We start from the raw sequence: 18,544 nt of genomic DNA, 5'->3' as shown, positions 1-18,544 counted from the left end.
CGTTGGCGAGGCCGGACGGCCGCTCACTTCGCGATGAGCTTCCGGTCCACAACTTCCGTCCGCAGCACCGTCGCGAGGTCCTGCACCGTGGTGGAGATGCCGGTGTTGCGTTTGACCTCCTTGCGGATCGCATCAAGGACGGTATCGGAGAGGAGGATCTCCAGCAGCGCTTCCGGTGCGGTGGCTGCACTGTGCCGCCAGAGATCGTCAATCCGGCGCCGCTTGAGTGCTTCACGGTGCAGGTAGAAGAGTTTCTCGGCCTTTTCCTCGATGCTTTCCGGACCCAGCAGGTCCACTTCAAAGGCCATGTCCACCACAACCGGCAGGCCTCCGGTGAGGTGGTACGCACGCCAGACCTGGCCGTTGGTCAGGATCATCCACTCGACCCCTTCATTCACCGCGTACATCTGGACCTGGCGGAGATGCCGTTCGTTCAGCTTCTGGCTGATGCGCTTCACCTCAATGAAACCGACCAGCTGCTTGTCGATGCGCACGCCGTAGTCCGCAAAGTCCTGCTTGACCATGTATTCGGTGGTGAGGTCCCGGAACTTGTCATACCCCAGGCCCTCGCACAGGAGGTCCGTCACCACAAGGCGGGTGTCGCCCTCGTTGGCGTCACGCTCCAAGAGGTCGCGCAACGGCTTGGCGAATTTCTTTACCGCAGCAGTCACGCTTTCCCGGGCGTCGGCTTCCCACTTGGTCATCCGATTCGCTGAGTTCGCCGGCTTGATCTTTGCGACGACTGTGACGGTTCCTTCTGCCTCGCCGGATTCCGCCGGGGCCACGTCCACCAGGCTGACTTCAACGGCAGCCGGTGACTCAGCGGGAACGTTTTCACCAGCAGGCCCGGCAGGAACCGCGGGTGCCGACATTTCTCCCATCGGTGCCAGCTCAGCAACCGCAGGCGCTGACGAAGCCACAAGGCCCAGCGGCTGCGCCAACTCAACCGGCAACTGCCGGTGGGGCTCAGCTACTCCGAACGCCGCCTGCTTCAGCAGCCACTGGATGGTCTGCAGCCACGGTTCCACCAACTGCCGGTCCACCTGGTCGGTAGCTGCATCCTTCAAAAGGCTGATGGTCTTCAGGTCTTCTTCTGACGGAACTGGATGTCCGACGGACGCCGCTTCCCTGGCCCATGCAGCCAATACTGCCAACCGTGCTTCGTACTTGGCGTCCGCCATAAGTCCCCCATCAAACCGCGAGTGTCAACCACACGCCTCTATTTCGCTCTATTCCTGAAAAGACTATCCCCAGCCTCCCCCAAAACCGGATTGGGGACTGGCCCGACGGAAAAAGGGCATCCCGCCGCACCTATCGTGCAGCGGGATGCCCCGGCATGTCTGCCGTATATACAGTCAGGCGGCCGGCGTCAGTTTCCGCGCCGCGCCAAAGCCGCGTTCACGCCGTCGTCGTCCAGTGCCTTGAGCCAGGCCAGCAGCTCCGGACCCGCTGCCGGGTTCGCTGCCACGGCCGGACGTGCCAGCGGATGGTCCGTGGCCAGTTCCTGCAGACGGAGGTGGCTGGTGCCAGGATCCTCGGCCTGGGCCAGGATGGCCACTTCGGCCGGATCCACCTGGGCGGGCTTTGCCGCGGAGGCCCCGCCGTCGACAATATCGGCGGCCGGAATGTTCATGACCGGGCTGGTGATCCGGTTCCCCTGATCGGAGATTTCTTCAGGCATGCTGTCCTCCTTTGAAAGGGTGCCTTAGTAAGCAGGCTTTCCAATCATCCTTGCAGAACCGGACGGCACACCCAAACAGGACAGTCACACGGGCCCGCTGCCCCGGCGCCGAACACCCCTGCACTCTGGCGCCCCCGGGCTACCGGCGGGTAGCATCCCCTCCGCTGTCAGCGGAGGTAGTTGCCCGCGGCCTTTGGGGTGCGACATACTGAACCCCTGATTCCGTTTAGGAACAAAGCCATCCTCTACCTAGTTTTTGCCTATCCCGGCCACCGGCTGCGTGCAGGAACTGAAGGAGCTGCAAGCAGAGTGTTTTTCAAGACTTTCGGTTGGTCGTTTGTTATTACAGCGGCCGCGCTGGTCACGGCGTTCTTCTACGGAGGGGTAGAGGCACTTATCCTCTGCGCCATCCTGGGTGTGCTTGAGATCAGCCTCAGCTTCGACAATGCCGTGGTCAACGCGCGCATCCTCGAAAAAATGAGCCCCTTCTGGCAGAAGATGTTCCTGACCGTCGGCATCCTGATCGCCGTGGTGGGCATGCGCATTGTCTTCCCGCTGCTAATTGTGGGCGTCACGGCGAGCCTGAACCCCATCGAGGCGCTGCAGCTGGCCCTCGAGAAGGGCGATCCGGAAGAGCCCGGTTCCTACGGCTACCTGCTGCACGAGGCACACCCGCAGATCGCATCTTTCGGCGGCCTGTTCCTGCTGATGATCTTTCTGGACTTCATGTTCGAGGAACGCGACATCCGCTGGCTGCGCTGGCTTGAGGTTCCGCTGGGCAAGCTCGGCAAGGTCAACGGCGCGTCCCTGATCGTGGGCCTCGCCGCCCTGATCGCCGCAGCCACGCTGGCCGACCCCGCGCACACCACCAACATCTTCTTCGCCGGTGCCGCCGGCCTGATCACCTACCTGCTGGTGACGGGGCTGGGTGACCTGTTCGACGTGGACGCGCATGTGGACGGCGACGACGACGCCGAGGGCGAGTCAGGGGAACGCCTCACGAAGACCGGAACAAGCGGCCTGGTGAAGGCCACCGGCAAGGCCGCCTTTATGCTCTTCCTTTACCTGGAAGTCATCGACGCGTCCTTCTCCTTCGACGGTGTCATTGGCGCCTTCGCCATCACCTCGGACCCGATCATCATTGCCCTGGGCCTCGGCCTGATCGGTGCGATCTTCGTCCGCTCGCTGACCGTCTTCCTGGTCCGCCAGGGCACCCTGGACGAGTTCGTGTACCTGGACCACGGTGCGCATTGGGCCATCGGCGCCCTCGCCGCCATCCTGCTGCTGACCATCGAACTCGAGATCAACGAGGTCATCACCGGCCTGATCGGCGTGGTCTTCATCCTCGCGGCGCTGACGTCCTCGATTATCCGCAACAAGCGCACCAAGGCTGCCGCGGCAAAAGAACCTGTCTACACCAACTAACAAGGGAGAATCATGGGCCTGAGCCTGCAGAAAGGTCAGTCGCTGTCACTGACGAAGAAGGACGGCGGCGCACTCAGCAAGACGCGCCTGGGACTGGGCTGGGATTCCGCCGCCCCGGTGAAGCGCGGCCTGTTCGGCACCAAGAAGGCTGCCGAAGTGGACCTGGACGCCTCGGCCATCTTCTACGACGCGAACGGCAATGCGGTGGACCAGGTCTGGTACGGCCAGCTGGCCAGCAAGGACGGCTCCGCGAAGCACACCGGTGACAACCTGACCGGCGCCGGCGAAGGCGACGACGAGGTGATCCTGGTGAACCTGCAGGCCGTGTCCCCCGCCGTGCAGCAGATCGTCTTCGTGATCTCCAGCTACAGCCGGCAGACCTTCGACCAGGTGGAGAACGCCTTCTGCCGCCTGATCGACGACTCCACCCCCGGCAGCCCCGAGATTGCCCGCTACCAGCTGACCGACTCGGGCAACCACACGGCCATGATCATGGCCAAGGTGTCCCGCGACGGAGCCGGCTGGAAGTTCACCGCCATCGGCGAACGCGCCCAGGGCCGCACGGTCATGGACCTGATCCCCACCGCCGCCCGCTCGCTCTAACCGCACGTCACGAAGGAGAGCACCTTGTCCAGCCTGACACTGTCCAAAGGAAGCAACCTATCCCTGACCAAGGCCGATCCGGGACTGGAACGGGCCCTGATCGGCCTGGGCTGGGATCCGCGCACCACCAGCGGGGATCCCTTTGACCTGGACGCCTCGGCACTGCTGCTGGGCACAAACGGCAAGGTGCGCTCCAACGATGACTTCATCTTCTACAACCAGCTGTCCACCAAGGACGGCTCTGTGGTCCACCAGGGCGACAACCGCACCGGCCAGGGCGACGGCGACGACGAGCAGATCCTGATCGACCTCAGCATCCTGCCCGACGACGTCGACCGCGTGGTCATTGTGGTCTCCATCGACCAGGCCGAAGCCCGCCACCAGAACTTCGGCCAGGTGCGCGACGCGTACTGCCGGGTGGTGAACCAGGACACCGACGCCGAGGTGGTCCGCTACGACCTCAGCGAAGACGCGGCCGCGGAAACCTGCATGATCTTCTCGGAGATCTACCGCAACCGCGGCGAATGGAAGTTCCGCGCCATCGGCCAGGGCTACGCCTCCGGACTGCACGGAGTCGCCACCGACTTCGGCATTGCCCTCGACTAAACCCACCCCCGTAAACAAGGAGCTGAATACCATGGCAGGTCTGTCCCTCGCGAAGGGCAACAACCTTTCCCTCACCAAGTCCGACCCCGGGCTGCAGAAGGCCGTTGTCGGCCTCGGCTGGGATCCCCGCACCACCACGGGTGAACCCTTCGACCTCGATGCCTCGGCCCTGATGATCGGCGCCAACGGCAAGGTGCGGTCCTCCGACGACTTCATCTTCTACAACCAGCCCGCAGCCAAGGACGGCACCGTCACGCACCTGGGCGACAACCGCTCCGGCGCCGGCGAGGGCGACGACGAGCAGATCCTGCTGGACCTGAGCGCCATGGCCGCCGACGTCGAACGCGTGGTCATTGTGGTCTCCATCGACCAGGCGGACGTCCGCCGGCAGAACTTCGGCCAGGTCCGCGGGGCATACTGCCGCGTGGTTAACCAGGATAATGACAGCGAAATTGTCCGGTTCGACCTCAGCGAGGACGCCGCACCGGAAACCTCCATGATCTTCGCCGAGGTCTACCGCAACAACGGCGAGTGGAAGTTCAAGGCCGTGGGCCAGGGCTACGCCTCCGGCCTGGCCGGCATTGTCACCGATTTCGGCGTACAGCTCAGCTAGGCTCTAGCTCAGTTATATCCCTGCGGGGAGTGCTTCCGCGGGCCGGAACACTCCCCGCACCCATACCGCAGCTCACTTACGAAAAGGCTGGACCATGACCTCACCGCTGACTCCCCCGGACGCCTCCGAAGCCCTGGTGCTCCAGGCCCCCGAACCGCCCGCCCCGGTAGCCCCGGCCGACGCCCCCGGCATGGTCCCGGTTCCCGAGGAACGCCGCCAGGAAATCGCCGCCCAGGCCCGCTCCTTCATGGAGGAAGTCTCCAAGCTGGACGCCCGCAGCCCGGAGTTCACGGCGCAGGTGGATTCCATCAACAAACTGGCCGGACAGGAAATGACCGCCTCCGCCGGGTACTCCAGCCGCTTGCTGGACCGCTCCTCCACCTCCGTGGCCGGTGCCAAGCGCTCCGGCAACGACGCGCAGAAGAAGGTCGCCACCACGCTGGGCGACCTGCGCAGCACCGTGGAGGACCTGACCCCCAACCAGGCGAACCTGGGCGCCGGCCGAAAGATCCTGGGCTTCATCCCGGGCGGCAACAAGCTGGCCAAGTACTTCCAGAAGTACGAGTCCGCGCAGGTCCAGCTGGACAAGATCATCAAGTCCCTAATGGCCGGCCAGGACGAGCTGCTCAAGGACAACGCCTCCCTCGCCGGGGAAAAGGTGGAGCTGTGGAAGACCATGCAGACCCTCAGCGAATACTCCGTGCTGGCCGAGTCCCTGGACGCCGCCTGCGTGGAAAAGGTGGACAAGCTCAAGAACTCCGGCCAGATTGAGCAGGCCAACGCGCTGGAAGCGGACGTGCTCTTCCCCATCCGGCAGCGCCGGCAGGACATCCTGACCCAGCTGGCCGTGTCCGTGCAGGGCTACCTGGCCATGGACCTGATCCGCAAGAACAACGTGGAACTGATCAAGGGCGTGGAACGCGCCCGCACCACCACCATTTCCGCGCTGCGCACCGCGGTGATCGTGGCCCAGGCGCTGGCCAACCAGAAGATGGTGCTGGACCAGATCGACGCAGTGAACGCCACCACCAACAACATGATCCTGAGCACCAGCGAGATGCTCAAGGACCAGACCGCGCGGATCCACCAGCAGGCCTCCAGCTCCGGCGTGAGCGTGGAAACGCTGCAGAAGGCGTTCGACAACGTGTTCCAGACCATGGATGCGATCGACAACTTCCGCTCCGAGGCTGCCCGCAACATGGAAGGCACTGTGAAGTCCCTGGAGTCCACCATCACCCAGGCCAAGCCCTACCTGGAGCGCTCCCGCCAGAGCGAGTCCCGCTAGATGGCAGGCAGGGCAGCTTCCGTGAAGGCACAACCATGGCGATAGGCAGGTTCTTCGGGTCCCTTTTCGGCAACTCGCCGGAGCCGGAACCGGCGACGCAGCTGGCGCAGCAAGGCGCCCAGCCGCCGTCGGGCCCCGACGCCGAGCACCGGGAGACCGCGAAGTCCCTGGTGAACCTGCGTACCGCCGTGCGCCGCGCCGGAGCTGCCCTGCCCCCGTTGGTCTCCTCCATGGTCCGCCAGATCGACGACATCCTGGCGCCGCTGGTGGAGTACGTGGGCAGCAACGGGGCATCCACCGAGCAGCGGGTGCTGCTCAACGCCATCATCACCAACTACCTCCCCACTCCCCTCCGGGCCTACGTGTCCCTGAATGACCGGGAGCGGACCGACGATTCCGAGGCCACCACATTGCTCGTTGAACAACTGACCATCCTCGAAGGCATTGCCCGGGACCTGGAAAACCAGGTCCGTACCGGGGCCATTGCCGAGCTGTCCACGCACGGCCGGTTCCTGGATGACAAGTTCTCCCCGTCCTCCCTGACCTTCGGGGAGCGGTAAATGGGCACCCTGGTAGCCGGCGCCAACGCCGCCCTGACCGCCGAGAACCCCGGTCTGACCTCGGTCATGGTGGGGCTGGGCTGGAACGTAATCCCCAGCCGCGGGCCGCAGTCCGAACTGGTGCCGCTTACCCTGCTGTGCGGACCGGACGGACGGGTGCTTTCCGATGACCATCTGGTGTTCTTCAACCAGATCGCCAGCCCGGACGCCTCGGTGCAGTTCGCGGGCGAGGAGGACGAAGAACAAATCGACATCGACCTCTCAGGCGTGCCCGAGGCCGTCACCAAGATTGTGTTCGCCGTCTATGCGGACCCCGAACTGCGCGGTCCCGGCACCTTCTCCGCGGTCCGCAGCGCCTACATCCGGGTGGCCCGCACCGACGGCGGGGAACTGGTCCGCTTCGACCTGCCCTCGGCCAACCGGGACAGCATCACCGCCATGATGTTCGGCGAGCTGTACCGGCACCGTACCGACTGGAAGTTCCGGGCCCTGGGCCAGGGCTACACCACCGGCCTGCGCGGCCTCGCCGCCGACTTCGGATTCGACCTCTAGCAATGGCGCTCAACCGCTCGCGCGCCGTGCGCACCGACCTCCCGTTCCTCAGCCGCCGGGTCAAGCCGCGCTCCGAGGCACCTGCTGCACCGGCCGCGCCCGCCCAGACCGCTGCACCGCGCACGACGCCGGCACCCGCGGCTCCGGCGCCCGCCGGACCTGCCGCTTCGGCCCCTGCTCCCACGGCGCCCTCCTCCAACACGGCCTCCATCAACCCGCCCCGCAGCACGCCGGCCCCGGGGTCGCTCTCGCTGTCCCCGCCGCCGCGGCAGGCACCGCCGACGGTCAGCACCTCGCTCTCGCTCGGCCTCTCCCCCAACGCCGAGGCGCACAGCGACCGTGCTGCCCAGCGCGGGGCCCAGGCGCCGTCGTCGTCCGCGTCCCTGTCCAGGCCGTCCGCTGCATCGTCCCCCGCGGCCTCCGCACGCGCTTCATCTGCACCCCTGCACACCCGGCTCTTCCCGGCTCCCGACATCAGCGAGCTGCGCAGCCTGGACAGCAGCAACCCGGTATTACGCCTGACCCCGATGGAATCGGCGGTGGGCAGCCTCGCGGTCGCGGGCACCATCCGCGCCGTCTGGGAAGGTCTGGACTTCACCACCGGCAGCCAGGCCGCCCCGCGCCCGGGCACCCCGGCCGGGCAGGACCTGGTGGACGGCGCCGTGGTGGACACTCCCGGCAACCGCCCCCTCGTCGGCTACGAGGATGACCTGGCCCTGATCGCATTGCGGCACGCCGGCCTGCTGCGCCGCGCCCTGTTCTTCCCCAAACCCAAGCAGCCCATGAACGTGGGCCTGTACAACGGCGAATCGGTGACCATTCCTGCCGCTGCCGGGCCCCGCAGCTTCTACGTGCTCTCGGTGCTGCGCATCGGCACAGTGCTGGAACTGCGGGCCGAAGTGATCCCCTACGGCCTGGAGCTGAAGGCCATCTGGGAAGCCTTCGGTTTCACCATGAGCACGCGTTTCCCGTTCCGGGGGAACTGACGCCGTGCGCCACTTTTCCTACCTCAGCGACGCCGAAACCTCCCGCCTCTTCCACCTTCCGCCGCAGGAACTGGGCCTGGAGTCCGACGCCGGACTGCTCGCCACCGCCCTCGGTGCCACCCTCTACAGCCCCGGCACCCGCCCGGACCTGGCCAAGGACGTGCGGAAGCAGGCCGCCCGCGGGGCCCTGAGCATGGTGCTGTGCCTGGAGGATTCAATTGCCGACGCAGATGTGCCGGAAGCTGAAACCAACGTGCTGGCAGCCCTCGGACAGCTGCACGCCGAGTCCCGTCCGGTGCCGGACCGGGCCGGAGCCGCAGACACCTCCGGCGCCGGAGACGCTGCCGGGCTGATGCTGTTCGTCCGGGTCCGCACCCCCGAACAGATGCTCCAGCTGGCCGAACGTGCCGGCCGGACCCTGGACGTACTCACCGGGTTCGTGGTCCCGAAGTTCGAAAACACCACCGGCGCCGCACAGCGTTTCCTCGACGCCCTGCACACCGTCAACGCGAACCGCAGCGCCGCCCATCCGGGAGCACGGCCGCTGCGGATCATGCCGATCCTCGAATCCCCGCTCATGATCCACGCCGAATCCCGCACCGACACCCTGGCCGGGATCTACCGGGTCCTGAAGGCCAACCGGCCGGACATCCTTTCCGTGCGGATCGGGGCCACGGACATGTCCAGCGCCTACGGGCTGCGCCGGTCCCGGGACCTGACCATCTATGACGTCAAAGTGGTTTCCAACGTCATCGGCGACATCGTGAACATGCTGGGCCGGCCCGGCGGGTTCATCATCAGCGGCCCGGTATGGGAACACTACAGTTCCGGCGAGCGCCTGCTGCGCCCGCAGCTGCGTTCCACCCCCTTCGCGGAGGCGGACGAGCTGGCCCTGCGCCAACGGCTGCTCACGGCCAACCTGGACGGGCTGATCCGGGAGATCGAACTGGACCTGGCCAACGGGCTGCTGGGCAAGACCGTCATCCACCCCTCGCACGTGCCGCTGGTCCACGCCATGAACGTGATCAGCCACGAGGCGTACCTGGATGCCCTGCACATCTCCGGCGAGGCCGGCGGCGGCGCAGCGGCATCGCCGTACCGCAACAAAATGAATGAAATGAAACCGCATCAGGCGTGGGCAGCTTCCACCCTCGTCCGGGCCGCCGCCTTCGGTGTGGCCGCCCCCGACATCACCTACGTAGATCTTCTGGAAGCGAGCATGAATTGAGCCAGCACCCCTGGACCGGCGGATTTGTCCACAAGGCCCTGGGGGTGCGGATCACCTCCGACCCCTCCGCACTGCTCCCGGTGGAGGACCTGGTGGGGCTGGCGCTGCGCCGCAATCCGCGCCGGGCGCACCTCTTGGTTTCCCGGGTGCTGGCCAAGCACATCCCCACCGAACCGGCCCTGGTGCTGGCGGCCGGGGAACTCCTGGGGACACTCGCCGGGGCGGCGCTGGGCAGCACAGTGGACGACGCCGTGCTGCGCTCGGTCGCCGCGGACCTGCAGGCGGTGCTGCGGGGCGGGGATGGTCCGGAGCCGACGTCGGCGCGCAGCAGTACCCTCCGCTCGCCGCGGGCCCGGTTGCAGTACGCCCGGGAGCAGCTCTGGGAGCTGTCCGTATGCCAGCCGGACACCGTGACCATCGGGTATGCCGAAACCGCCACCGGGCTCGGCCGGTTGGTGGCGGACACCCTGGGCTCGTACTACATCCACTCCACCCGGCACGCTCCTTCGGGTGCGGTGGCCTACGGCGCCTTTGAGGAATCCCACTCGCACGCCACCTCGCACCGGCTGCTGCCCACCGACCCGGCCCTGCTGGACGCCTCCGTGCCCGTGGTGCTCGTGGACGATGAACTCAGCACCGGCGCCACCGTCATCAACACCATTGAGGAACTGCACGGCGCCGCACCGCATCCGGTGTACGTGGTGGCCACGCTGATCGACCTGCGATCCGACGCCGACCAAGCGCGGTTCGACGAACTCGCCGCCCGGCTGGGCTGCCGGATCAAGGTAGTGGCGCTGGGAACCGGCCGCATCGACCTGGGCGAGGACCTGGTGGGGCGGGCGCAGCAACTGATCGCGGAGCTGGCGAACGACGCCGGGGCCGCGACTTCCGATCCCGGGGCAGCCGCCGCACCAGCCGCGCCCGGTACCGTGACCTTGCTGGACTACACCTGTGGCCCGCGCCGGCTGCGCAGCGACCGGTTCGGCAACCGCGCGGGCATCTCCTCCGAATACCTCGGCACCCTGCCGGAGGCGCTGCCCGGGGCCGTCTCCGGGGAGGACCTGGCCTACATTGCCGGGCAGATCCACACGGCGCTGGGCGAGGCAGCCGTCCCGGCGGCGGGGCCGGTCCTGGTCCTGGGCTGCGAGGAGTTCATCCACGTCCCCCTGACCATCGCCAATGCCCTGGCCGAAGCCCTGCCGGGTGGAACGGTGCGCTTCTCCACCACCACCCGCTCCCCCATCGTGCCCATTGACCGGCCCGACTACGCCATCGCCAACGCGGTGGACTTCGCCAGCCACGACCTCACCGAGGACGGCCCTGGCCCGCGGCACGCCTACAACGTCGGTCCGCGCCGGGATCCGTCCGGAGAACAGGGTACGGGCTTCAGCAGCATCGTCCTGGTCCCCGAACCCGGCACCGACCTTGCCTCGATCACCGGGCCCGGCAGTGTCACCGAGGCGCTGCGCGCGGTGACCCGCGCCGTCGTCGTGGTGCTGATGCCCGCCAACGTCCCCGCCCCCGACGATTGGGCCGTGCCCGCTGCAACACCCGCTGCGGTGCCGCTGACCGGCCCGCAGTTCGGCTCCTACGCGCCGGAGGATGTGACCTGGCTGCTGAAGGACCTGCGCGACGCACAGTTGGAGGCTCCCACCGCCGAGCGGGAGGCGGCCATCCAGTCCGGCGGCGCGAACTACGCCGAGTCGCTGCCCATGGAATACCTGCCCTCGGCCCAGTACCAGGACCTGTATGCGGAGGCCTTGGTGCGGTCCGCGCCGCGGGTGGCCGCCGCCGTCGGCACCGTGACCGAAATGGCGCTGGCCGCCCGGAACCGCGAGCCGGTGCTGGTCTCCCTGGCCCGGGCCGGCACGCCGATCGGCATCCTGATGCGCCGCTGGGCGCAGCGGATGCACGGGCTGGACCTGCCGCACTACACCATGAGCATTGTGCGCGGCGTGGGCATGGATGAAACGGCGCTGCGGTATCTGGCTCGCCGGTACGATCCGGCGCGGATCCTGTTTGTGGACGGCTGGACCGGCAAGGGCGCCATCACCCGCGAGCTGACCGCGGCGCTGGATAAGTTCGAGGCGAACGACGGCGTGCGGTTCTCCGCGCAGCTGGCGGTACTGGCCGATCCGGGGCATTCCGTGGAGCTGTTCGGCACCCGGGAGGACTACCTGATTCCGTCCGCCTGCCTGAACTCGACGGTGTCCGGGCTGGTGTCCCGCACCGTGTACAACAGGGACCTGATCGGGCCGGAGGATTTCCACGGCGCGAAGTTCTACGCGCATCTGGCCTCCGCCGATGTGTCGCGGGAGTTCTTGGCCGCCGTGGAGGCGCAGTTCGACGCCGTGCGTGCCGACGCCGTCGCGCTGGCTGCGGAGCTGGCCGGCACCGACCGGACGCCCACCTGGGTGGGCTGGCAGGCCGTGGAGCGGCTCAGCGAGGAGTACGGCATCCACAACGTGAACCTGGTGAAGCCCGGCGTCGGCGAAACCACGCGGGTGCTGCTGCGGCGGGTTCCGTGGAAGGTGCTGGTGCATCCGGATGCACGGGCGGAGGTGGCCCATGTGCTGCTGCTGGCCGAGCAGCGCGGCGTGCCGGTGGAGGAGGTGCCGGACCTGCCGTTCAGCTGTGTCGGGCTGATCCATCCGCGGTTCACCGCCGGTGCCGTTGGGGCGGACGGCAAGGCTGTTGCCGCGGCCGGCGGCGGAGCAGCCGTGGGGGCCGACGCATGAGCACCCTGATTGCCTCCGATCTGGACCGCACACTGATCTATTCCGCCAATGCCCTGTTCCTGGCCGGGCAGGACGCAGACGCACCGGGCTTGGTCGTGTCTGAGGTGTACGAGGGCAAACCGCTGTCCTTTATGACGCGCACCGCCGAGGAGCTGCTGGTGGCCGTGGCCGGGGCTGCCGTGTTTGTCCCGGTGACCACCAGGACCGTGGCGCAGTACCGGCGGATCCGGCTGCCCGGGGCAGCCCCGGAGTACGCGGTCACCACCAACGGCGGCGTGCTGCTGCACCACGGCAAGCCCGACGCCGACTGGCAGGCTTCCGTACGCGGCCTCGTTGGTTCCGGCTGCGCGCCGCTGGCGGAGATCGAGGCCTATCTGGGCCGTCCCGAATTCCATGAGTGGATTCTGAAGCTCCGGTCAGCGGAGGACCTGTTTGCCTACGCCATTGTGGACCGCGAGGCGCTGCCCGGTGAGTTCCTGCTGGCTCTGGAGGACTGGTGCGATGCCCGCGGCTGGACCGTCTCCCTGCAGGGCCGCAAGCTGTACTGTGTGCCCACTCCGGTGACCAAGCAGCAGGCCGTGGCCGAGGTTGCCCGCCGGACCGGTGCGGACCGCGTTGTGGCCGCCGGGGATTCGCTGCTGGACCGGCCGATACTGGAGGCCGCCGACGTCGCCCTCCGCCCCGCGCACGGGGAGCTCGACGACGCCGGCTACACCGACCCGCATCTGCAGGTCACCTCTGCCCGCGGCGTGCTGGCCGGGGAAGAGATCCTGCGGCGGATGCTGGAACTGGTGCGGGGGTAGCCCGCTGGCCCGGAGGCTGCGCGGCTAGATGTTGATGCGCGGCGGAGGCGGCACCGGGCCGGTGACCGGCCGGTTGACGCCGATGACGCCGGCCGCGTAGCTGAGGAATTCCTCCAGCCGCCGGTTGAACGTTTCCGGCACGCCGAAGGCCTTGCCGCTGCCGATGCGGAAGCCGTACGTATCGCGCCCGTGGACGGCGACGGTGGTGCCGGCAGCGGACTCCGATGCTGTGAACGTCAGCGCCACCGGGGCATTTGCGCGCCCTTCGACGGTCAGGTTGCCCATCATCCGGTACATCTGGTTATCGCCCAGGCGCACCTCCACCGAGGACTTCTCGCGCCGTACGTCTTCCCCGTGCGAGGCGAACGCCGCGGCCAGCGTGTCTAGGACCGCCTGCGGCGGCTGGGCGCACGTCCACTGTTCGTTCTTTTCCACGATCGGTTTGGTGCTGAACAGGAACCCCATGCCGGTTTCCCCCTTTGCTAGAGACTGGTGTTTCGGGTTATTCGTTGCTGACTCACGTCCAACGGTTTACGTAGCCGCGGCTCCCCTGTCCGCGTCACGCGGAAGCAGCTGGCCCTAAACTGCCGTCCGCTCCGCCTCGCTGCGGAGGATGCAGAATTCGTTGCCCTCCGGATCGGCCAGCACCACCCAGCCGGTTCCACCAGGGCGGCGCTGGTCGTCCACCTGGGTTGCACCCAGTGCCAGGAGCCGCTGGAGCTCCGTGTCCCGACCGCCCACCTCATCCGGTTGCAGGTCCAGGTGCAGCCGGTTTTTGACCTGCTTGCTGTCCGGCACCTTGATGAACAGGAGGCGTTGGCCGCCGTCGGGCGCGTAAATCATGCATTCTTCTTCGCCGGGCCGGTTCGGGTCCTTAGGGTCCTCGGAGAAGCCGAGCACCTGGGCCCAGAACAGGGACTGGGCGTACGGATCGAGGCTGTCGAAGGTGGTGTGGGAGATGGAAGCAGTCATGGCCGACAGCCTACGGCCTGTGGCTCCTATGCCGGGCGCTCCACACCGAGGGCTGCGGCGGCCTTCCCGAGCAGGTCCTCCACCCGGTTCGCGACGGATTCGTCAACGCCGGACGGGGTTCTGTTGGTGTGCCTGCCTCCGGACATGTCATAGGCCCGTGCCGCAATGCTGGTCCCGAGCGGGGTGATGGTGGTCCTGAACTCAACTGCCACCGGCACCCGGGCACGGCCCGCGGCGAAGCGCTTTCCCCAGAACCGGTACCGCCAGCTGGACCCGAGCCGCGCTTCCGCCCGGTCATCCTCCCGGCTGATTCGTGCCCCGTCCCCTTCGAAGGCTGCAGCGAGGGCTTTCAGTACCGCGGACTGGGGCAGCGGCGACATCCACTGCTCGGAGACTTCACACAAGGGTGATGTTGTAGACCGCATAAGGCCGCTCCTGTCGTTTACCTTTCAGCGTTTGTTTTCGTCCGTATTCTGTACTGCCGGCTCCCGCCCCGCCTTCCTGCCCGTGTCGGCTTTCGGCTCCGCTCGGTGAGAGGTACCGGCCCGCCGGCCCAGCCATTCCTGCCGGTAGGCGTCCACCTCCCGGGCCTTCTTGTTGCCGAAGTGCACTCCCAACCAGGCGCCCGCTGCGGCGCCGGCACCCAGCAGCAAGGAAGCGTTTCCCGTCCAGGCAGCAAACAGCAGTGCAGCCGCAGCTGAAGCCAGAGCTGCAACGGCAACCACCAGGACCCTGCGGCCGCGTGGTTGCGGGGCGTGTAGTTGCGGGTCGCTTGGTTCGGGGTCCGCGTGGGTGTCGCGCTCCTCAGTCATCCGTATTTCCCCCATCAACCGATCATCGATTGGAGAGGAGACAGTAGCGCGGCGGCGGCGGGAAAACCAGCGTGGGTCTAAGCCTCCGGCTGGGGAAGGTGTTCCGCTGCCCACTGCCCCAGCTGGCGGAGCACCGGCACCAGTTGCTCGCCACCGGGAGTGAGGGTATAGGCGACGGAGATGGGCGGATCCGGCTCGACGACGCGGGTCAGCAGCATGGCCTCGGCCAGCTCGGACAAACGGTCGGAGAGGACAGCGTCACTGATGCCCTCCACGGACCGGCGCAGAGCGGCGAAGGACAACGGTCCGGCGCTCAGGGCGTCCACGATCATTCCGTTCCACCGCTTGCCCAAGATCGAGAAGGCAAGGCTGACCGCGGAATCGCATGTGTGCACTGGGGCGGGACCTCTATCCATACGGTGATTCTACCGCTACTGTCATCCTAGTCACTCTGAAAAACAGAGCGACTAAGAAACTTTCTCGATTGGAGCGTCATGACCCTCTTCCGCCTGGATGCCAGCATTTTCCCCTCCATGTCCGCCAGCCGTTCCCTCGGTGACCTCGTCGAGGAGCAGTGGGCTGCCGTTCATCCCGACGCCGCGGTCATTCGCCGCGACCTTGCCGATTCTCCCGTCCCCACCGAGGCATGGCAGCATGCCGTCACCGCAGGCTTCATGCCGGACGCGGACCGCACCGTTGAGCAGCGGAACGCAGTGGCGCTGGCTGCCACGCTGGCCGAGGAACTCCTTACCGCTGATGCCCTGCTCTTCACCGTCCCGCTGTACAACTTCGGCGTGGCACAGACCTTCAAAACCTGGTTCGACCTGACGGTTACGGATCCGCGCATCGGCCTCGCACCCACAGCCCTCGGCGGCAAACCGGCTGTCCTCACCACAGTGCAGGGCGGCAACTACAGCCCCGGCACCCCGAAGGAAGGCTGGGACCACTCCACTCCGTGGCTGCGCCGCGTGCTGGGAGACGTGTGGGGCCTGGACCTGCGCGTCGTGGAGCGCCCGTTCACACTCGTGGGCGTGGACCCGGCCCTTGAGGCCTTCAGCGGCATGGCTGCCGCGTTGAAGGAGGAGGCCGAAGCGGACGCGGTGAAGTTTGGCCGGGAGCTGTCCGGGGCGGGCGTCCCGCGCTAGTCGGGGCCTGGTTGTCCCGGGCCACTCCCGGGGCAGCCGGACCTACACCCGCTCCAGCAGCTGTCTCAGGCCACGAGCCGAATGCCATCAGCCTGCACTTGAACAAACGGGCCACAAGGTCGTGTCATCCGTTCATACACTTCTGCCACCACTAACATGTTGAATACCTTACGAAACGTTGGACGGATATATCGCATGCGCTACCAAAACGAAGATCAAATCAAGCAGGCGCTTGGGATCGAATCATGGAGGAATCTCTCCAAAGATAAGCTGATCAGGTTCGCTGCAATGATGCCCGACATGGATACTGAGCTAGCCCTCAAAGTCGTCGAGCAGTTCCCACACTTCAAAGAACTAGCAATGGGTGCTGTGGATTCAATGGAGAAAGCACACGAGGCTACGCTCAAGGCTAACAACCAGAGTCAGAAACGCGTCCACCGGGCGTTCGAGCAGATTCGAGAGGTCCTCACGGCTGAACTAGAGCGAGAGGGCCTCACAGCCGAGGAAAAGAAGTATCTGCTCGATATGCTCATGGAAACCGGAAAGATGCAGTCCCAAAAAGACACGGAAAATAAAGAATTTTTGGATGGACTGTTCAAGAAAGTTCTGTTGGGTGCTGGTGCGGCTCTTGCACTCGGTGTGGTTTTCGTAGGAGGCAAAGTACTGGCCGAGGGCAACGACGACCGGGAGATCACCTCGGCTGATTGACGGGCTGCATACGAGGAGTTCTAGAAATACAGTGGAAGTCCCGCCGGGAACTCTCAGGACTGGTCCTCCGGCTATGGTGTCGGTATGACTGATCCCATCGAGGGCTCCGTGGACCGCCTTGAGCGCCAGGAGCACCGCCGTCTCATTGACGCCGCAATTGACTCAATCCTGACGAAGGATGCCGAGCTGTTGGCCCGGCTCGCCGACGCCTAAACAGCCGGACCTACACCCGCTCCAGCAGCATCGACACGCCCTGGCCCAGTCCCACGCACATGGTCACCAACCCCTTGGACGCGCCCTCGCGCTCCATCCGGTTCAGCATGGTCACCGTCAGCCGCGACCCGGACGAACCGAGCGCATGCCCCAGGGCGATCGCGCCGCCGTCGCGGTTCACAATCGACTCGTCCAGGTCCAGGGCACGCAGGCAGGCCAGCGACTGCGCGGCGAACGCCTCGTTCAGCTCCACGGCCTCCACGTCGCCGAGCGACCAGCCGGCCCGCGCCAGCACCTTCTGCGTCGCCGGCACCGGCCCGATGCCCATCACGGACGGTGCCACCCCGGCGGAGGCGCCGTCGATAATCCGCGCCCGCGCATCCAGTCCCAGCCGGCGCACGGCGTCCGCGCTGACGACGACGACGGCGGACGCGCCGTCGTTCAGTGAGCTGGCGTTCCCGGCCGTCACCACGCCGTCGGCCCGCACAATGGGCCGCAGCTTCGCCAGGGCCTCGATGCTGGTCTCCCGGCGCGGGCCCTCGTCGGTCTTCACCACGCCCTTCTTGGTTTCCACCGGCACAATTTCATCCGTGAACCGGCCCTCGTCGATGGCGGCCAGGGCCAGAGTATGCGAGCGCAGCGCGAACGCGTCGGAGTCTTCCCGGGAGATGCCGTCCCGGGCGGCGAGTTCCTCGGCGGTTTCGGGCATCGAATAGGTCGTGCCGGGCAGGTCATAGAACTTCGGGTTGGTGAACCGGGCGCCGATTGCCGAATCCGCCAGCTCGCCGGGCTTGGCGAAGGCCTTCTCCGGCTTGGCCAGCACCCACGGGGCGCGGGACATGGACTCCACTCCCCCGGCCACCACGACGTCGGCGGCCCCGGACTTGATCATCTGCGAGGCGGTGATGATGGCGCTCAGCCCGGAGGCGCACAGCCGGTTCACGGTCATGGCCGGCACCGTGTCCGGGAAACCAGCGAGCAGGGTGGCCATCCGGGCGACGTTGCGGTTGTCCTCCCCGGCCTGGTTGGTGTTGCCCAGCAGCACCTCGTCGACGTCGCCGGGGCTGATCCCGGCCCGGGCCACGGCCTCTTGCAGCACCAGGGCGGCGAGGTCGTCCGGCCGGACGGAGGAGAGGGCGCCGCCGTAACGGCCAACAGGCGTGCGGACACCGGAAATCAGATAGGCCTCGGTCATGCAGGCCATCGTACTGTGGCCGGCGCATTGATGTGAGCCGGACCACTATGGCTGCCCGCAGAGATTCCCACGCTCTGGTGCAAATGTTGCCGTACGGGAACACACCAGTCTCAGGGGCACCAGAGTGTGGGAAGGAGCGCCTGCACCATGAACCCGAGGCTGAGCGGCATGTACCAAGGCGAGTGCGTGCCCTCTCAGACGGCGGGCTTTATTGCACCCCGTACTGCAACCCACTCGGTCACGGGGATTGTGTTGATTCGGAGAGTGCGGCCCGCTCCGGCGTCAGGGGAACAGTCGGTACTGGCACCGGCACTGGTGCCTGGGACGGTCCGGGCGTCGGGACCGGCGGGGTCGGGACAGTCGGAGTCGGGACCGGCGGCGTGGGCGGCTGCGGCGCCGGCGAGGGGGGCGTCGGCGTG

22 protein-coding genes are annotated in these 18,544 nt (G+C 66.8%); 14 read left to right on the top strand and 8 right to left on the bottom strand.

The window, feature by feature from the left end; genetic code table 11:
• Positions 1-23: 23 nt before the first annotated feature.
• A complete protein-coding gene (locus AC5RUF_RS14135) occupies positions 24-1,181 on the bottom strand; it encodes a hypothetical protein (RefSeq protein WP_493996910.1) in 1,158 nt (385 codons plus the stop codon).
• A gap of 188 nt (positions 1,182-1,369) precedes the next feature.
• The gene (locus AC5RUF_RS14130; RefSeq protein ID WP_494131001.1) at positions 1,370-1,681 is read right to left on the bottom strand and encodes a variant leucine-rich repeat-containing protein; all 312 of its coding nucleotides are present in this window, start codon (positions 1,679-1,681) and stop codon (positions 1,370-1,372) included.
• A 309-nt stretch (positions 1,682-1,990) separates the two neighbouring features.
• On the opposite strand from AC5RUF_RS14130, the gene AC5RUF_RS14125 reads away from it, so the two are divergent.
• The 11 genes from AC5RUF_RS14125 (at position 1,991) to AC5RUF_RS14075 (ending at position 13,080) form a co-directional block, all read left to right on the top strand.
• Positions 1,991-3,106 carry a DUF475 domain-containing protein gene (locus tag AC5RUF_RS14125; RefSeq protein WP_493996912.1) on the top strand — a complete coding sequence of 372 codons (1,116 nt, stop codon included), beginning with the start codon at positions 1,991-1,993 and terminating at the stop codon, positions 3,104-3,106.
• A 12-nt stretch (positions 3,107-3,118) separates the two neighbouring features.
• Positions 3,119-3,709: a TerD family protein gene (locus tag AC5RUF_RS14120; RefSeq protein ID WP_493996913.1), complete on the top strand. Its 591-nt coding sequence runs from the start codon at positions 3,119-3,121 to the stop codon at positions 3,707-3,709.
• A gap of 24 nt (positions 3,710-3,733) precedes the next feature.
• Entirely contained in the window at positions 3,734-4,315 is a 582-nt protein-coding gene (locus AC5RUF_RS14115; protein ID WP_493996914.1) for a TerD family protein, read from the top strand.
• Between the two features lie 31 nt (positions 4,316-4,346).
• On the top strand, positions 4,347-4,928 hold the full coding sequence (locus AC5RUF_RS14110; protein ID WP_493996915.1) for a TerD family protein: 582 nt from the start codon (positions 4,347-4,349) through the stop codon (positions 4,926-4,928).
• Positions 4,929-5,022: 94 nt separating this feature from the next.
• A complete protein-coding gene (locus AC5RUF_RS14105; protein WP_493996916.1) occupies positions 5,023-6,213 on the top strand; it encodes a toxic anion resistance protein in 1,191 nt (396 codons plus the stop codon).
• Between the two features lie 35 nt (positions 6,214-6,248).
• Complete coding sequence (locus AC5RUF_RS14100; RefSeq protein ID WP_494131000.1) at positions 6,249-6,773, top strand: hypothetical protein; 525 nt, start codon at positions 6,249-6,251, stop codon at positions 6,771-6,773.
• Positions 6,774-7,325 carry a TerD family protein gene (locus AC5RUF_RS14095; RefSeq protein WP_494130999.1) on the top strand — a complete coding sequence of 184 codons (552 nt, stop codon included), beginning with the start codon at positions 6,774-6,776 and terminating at the stop codon, positions 7,323-7,325.
• A 2-nt stretch (positions 7,326-7,327) separates the two neighbouring features.
• Positions 7,328-8,311, top strand: a complete 984-nt coding sequence (locus tag AC5RUF_RS14090) for a hypothetical protein (RefSeq protein WP_494130998.1) — start codon at positions 7,328-7,330, stop codon at positions 8,309-8,311.
• 4 nt (positions 8,312-8,315) lie between these two features.
• Entirely contained in the window at positions 8,316-9,539 is a 1,224-nt protein-coding gene (locus tag AC5RUF_RS14085) for an HpcH/HpaI aldolase/citrate lyase family protein (protein WP_494130997.1), read from the top strand.
• Positions 9,536-12,277, top strand: coding sequence for a phosphoribosyltransferase domain-containing protein (locus AC5RUF_RS14080; RefSeq protein WP_494130996.1), 2,742 nt, complete (start codon positions 9,536-9,538; stop codon positions 12,275-12,277). Before AC5RUF_RS14085 ends, AC5RUF_RS14080 begins: the two co-directional genes overlap by 4 nt.
• On the top strand, positions 12,274-13,080 hold the full coding sequence (locus AC5RUF_RS14075; RefSeq protein WP_494130995.1) for an HAD family hydrolase: 807 nt from the start codon (positions 12,274-12,276) through the stop codon (positions 13,078-13,080). The genes AC5RUF_RS14080 and AC5RUF_RS14075 overlap by 4 nt, the downstream gene beginning before the upstream one ends.
• A gap of 24 nt (positions 13,081-13,104) precedes the next feature.
• Here the strand turns inward: AC5RUF_RS14075 and AC5RUF_RS14070 are convergent, their stop codons facing one another.
• From AC5RUF_RS14070 to AC5RUF_RS14050, 5 genes are all read right to left on the bottom strand, one after another.
• Positions 13,105-13,545, bottom strand: a complete 441-nt coding sequence (locus tag AC5RUF_RS14070) for a hypothetical protein (protein WP_494130994.1) — start codon at positions 13,543-13,545, stop codon at positions 13,105-13,107.
• Between the two features lie 114 nt (positions 13,546-13,659).
• A complete protein-coding gene (locus tag AC5RUF_RS14065) occupies positions 13,660-14,052 on the bottom strand; it encodes a VOC family protein (protein WP_494130993.1) in 393 nt (130 codons plus the stop codon).
• 26 nt (positions 14,053-14,078) lie between these two features.
• Positions 14,079-14,477, bottom strand: a complete 399-nt coding sequence (locus AC5RUF_RS14060) for a hypothetical protein (protein ID WP_493998074.1) — start codon at positions 14,475-14,477, stop codon at positions 14,079-14,081.
• A 24-nt stretch (positions 14,478-14,501) separates the two neighbouring features.
• Positions 14,502-14,864, bottom strand: coding sequence for a hypothetical protein (locus AC5RUF_RS14055; RefSeq protein ID WP_494130992.1), 363 nt, complete (start codon positions 14,862-14,864; stop codon positions 14,502-14,504).
• Positions 14,865-14,941: 77 nt separating this feature from the next.
• Positions 14,942-15,280, bottom strand: a complete 339-nt coding sequence (locus AC5RUF_RS14050; protein WP_494130991.1) for a winged helix-turn-helix transcriptional regulator — start codon at positions 15,278-15,280, stop codon at positions 14,942-14,944.
• Positions 15,281-15,358: 78 nt separating this feature from the next.
• Here AC5RUF_RS14050 and AC5RUF_RS14045 point away from each other — a divergent pair, with 78 nt between their 5' ends.
• From AC5RUF_RS14045 to AC5RUF_RS14035, 3 genes are all read left to right on the top strand, one after another.
• On the top strand, positions 15,359-16,009 hold the full coding sequence (locus tag AC5RUF_RS14045; RefSeq protein ID WP_494130990.1) for an FMN-dependent NADH-azoreductase: 651 nt from the start codon (positions 15,359-15,361) through the stop codon (positions 16,007-16,009).
• A gap of 195 nt (positions 16,010-16,204) precedes the next feature.
• Complete coding sequence (locus AC5RUF_RS14040) at positions 16,205-16,717, top strand: hypothetical protein (RefSeq protein ID WP_494130989.1); 513 nt, start codon at positions 16,205-16,207, stop codon at positions 16,715-16,717.
• An 84-nt stretch (positions 16,718-16,801) separates the two neighbouring features.
• Entirely contained in the window at positions 16,802-16,930 is a 129-nt protein-coding gene (locus AC5RUF_RS14035; protein ID WP_494130988.1) for a hypothetical protein, read from the top strand.
• A gap of 10 nt (positions 16,931-16,940) precedes the next feature.
• On the opposite strand, the gene AC5RUF_RS14030 is transcribed toward AC5RUF_RS14035, so the two are convergent.
• A complete protein-coding gene (locus AC5RUF_RS14030) occupies positions 16,941-18,125 on the bottom strand; it encodes a thiolase family protein (protein ID WP_494130987.1) in 1,185 nt (394 codons plus the stop codon).
• Between the last annotated feature and the right edge of the window lie 419 nt (positions 18,126-18,544).

It is taken from the genome of Arthrobacter sp. Y3224198 (assembly GCF_059090025.1).
This window is presented reverse-complemented; position numbering and strand designations above follow the sequence as displayed.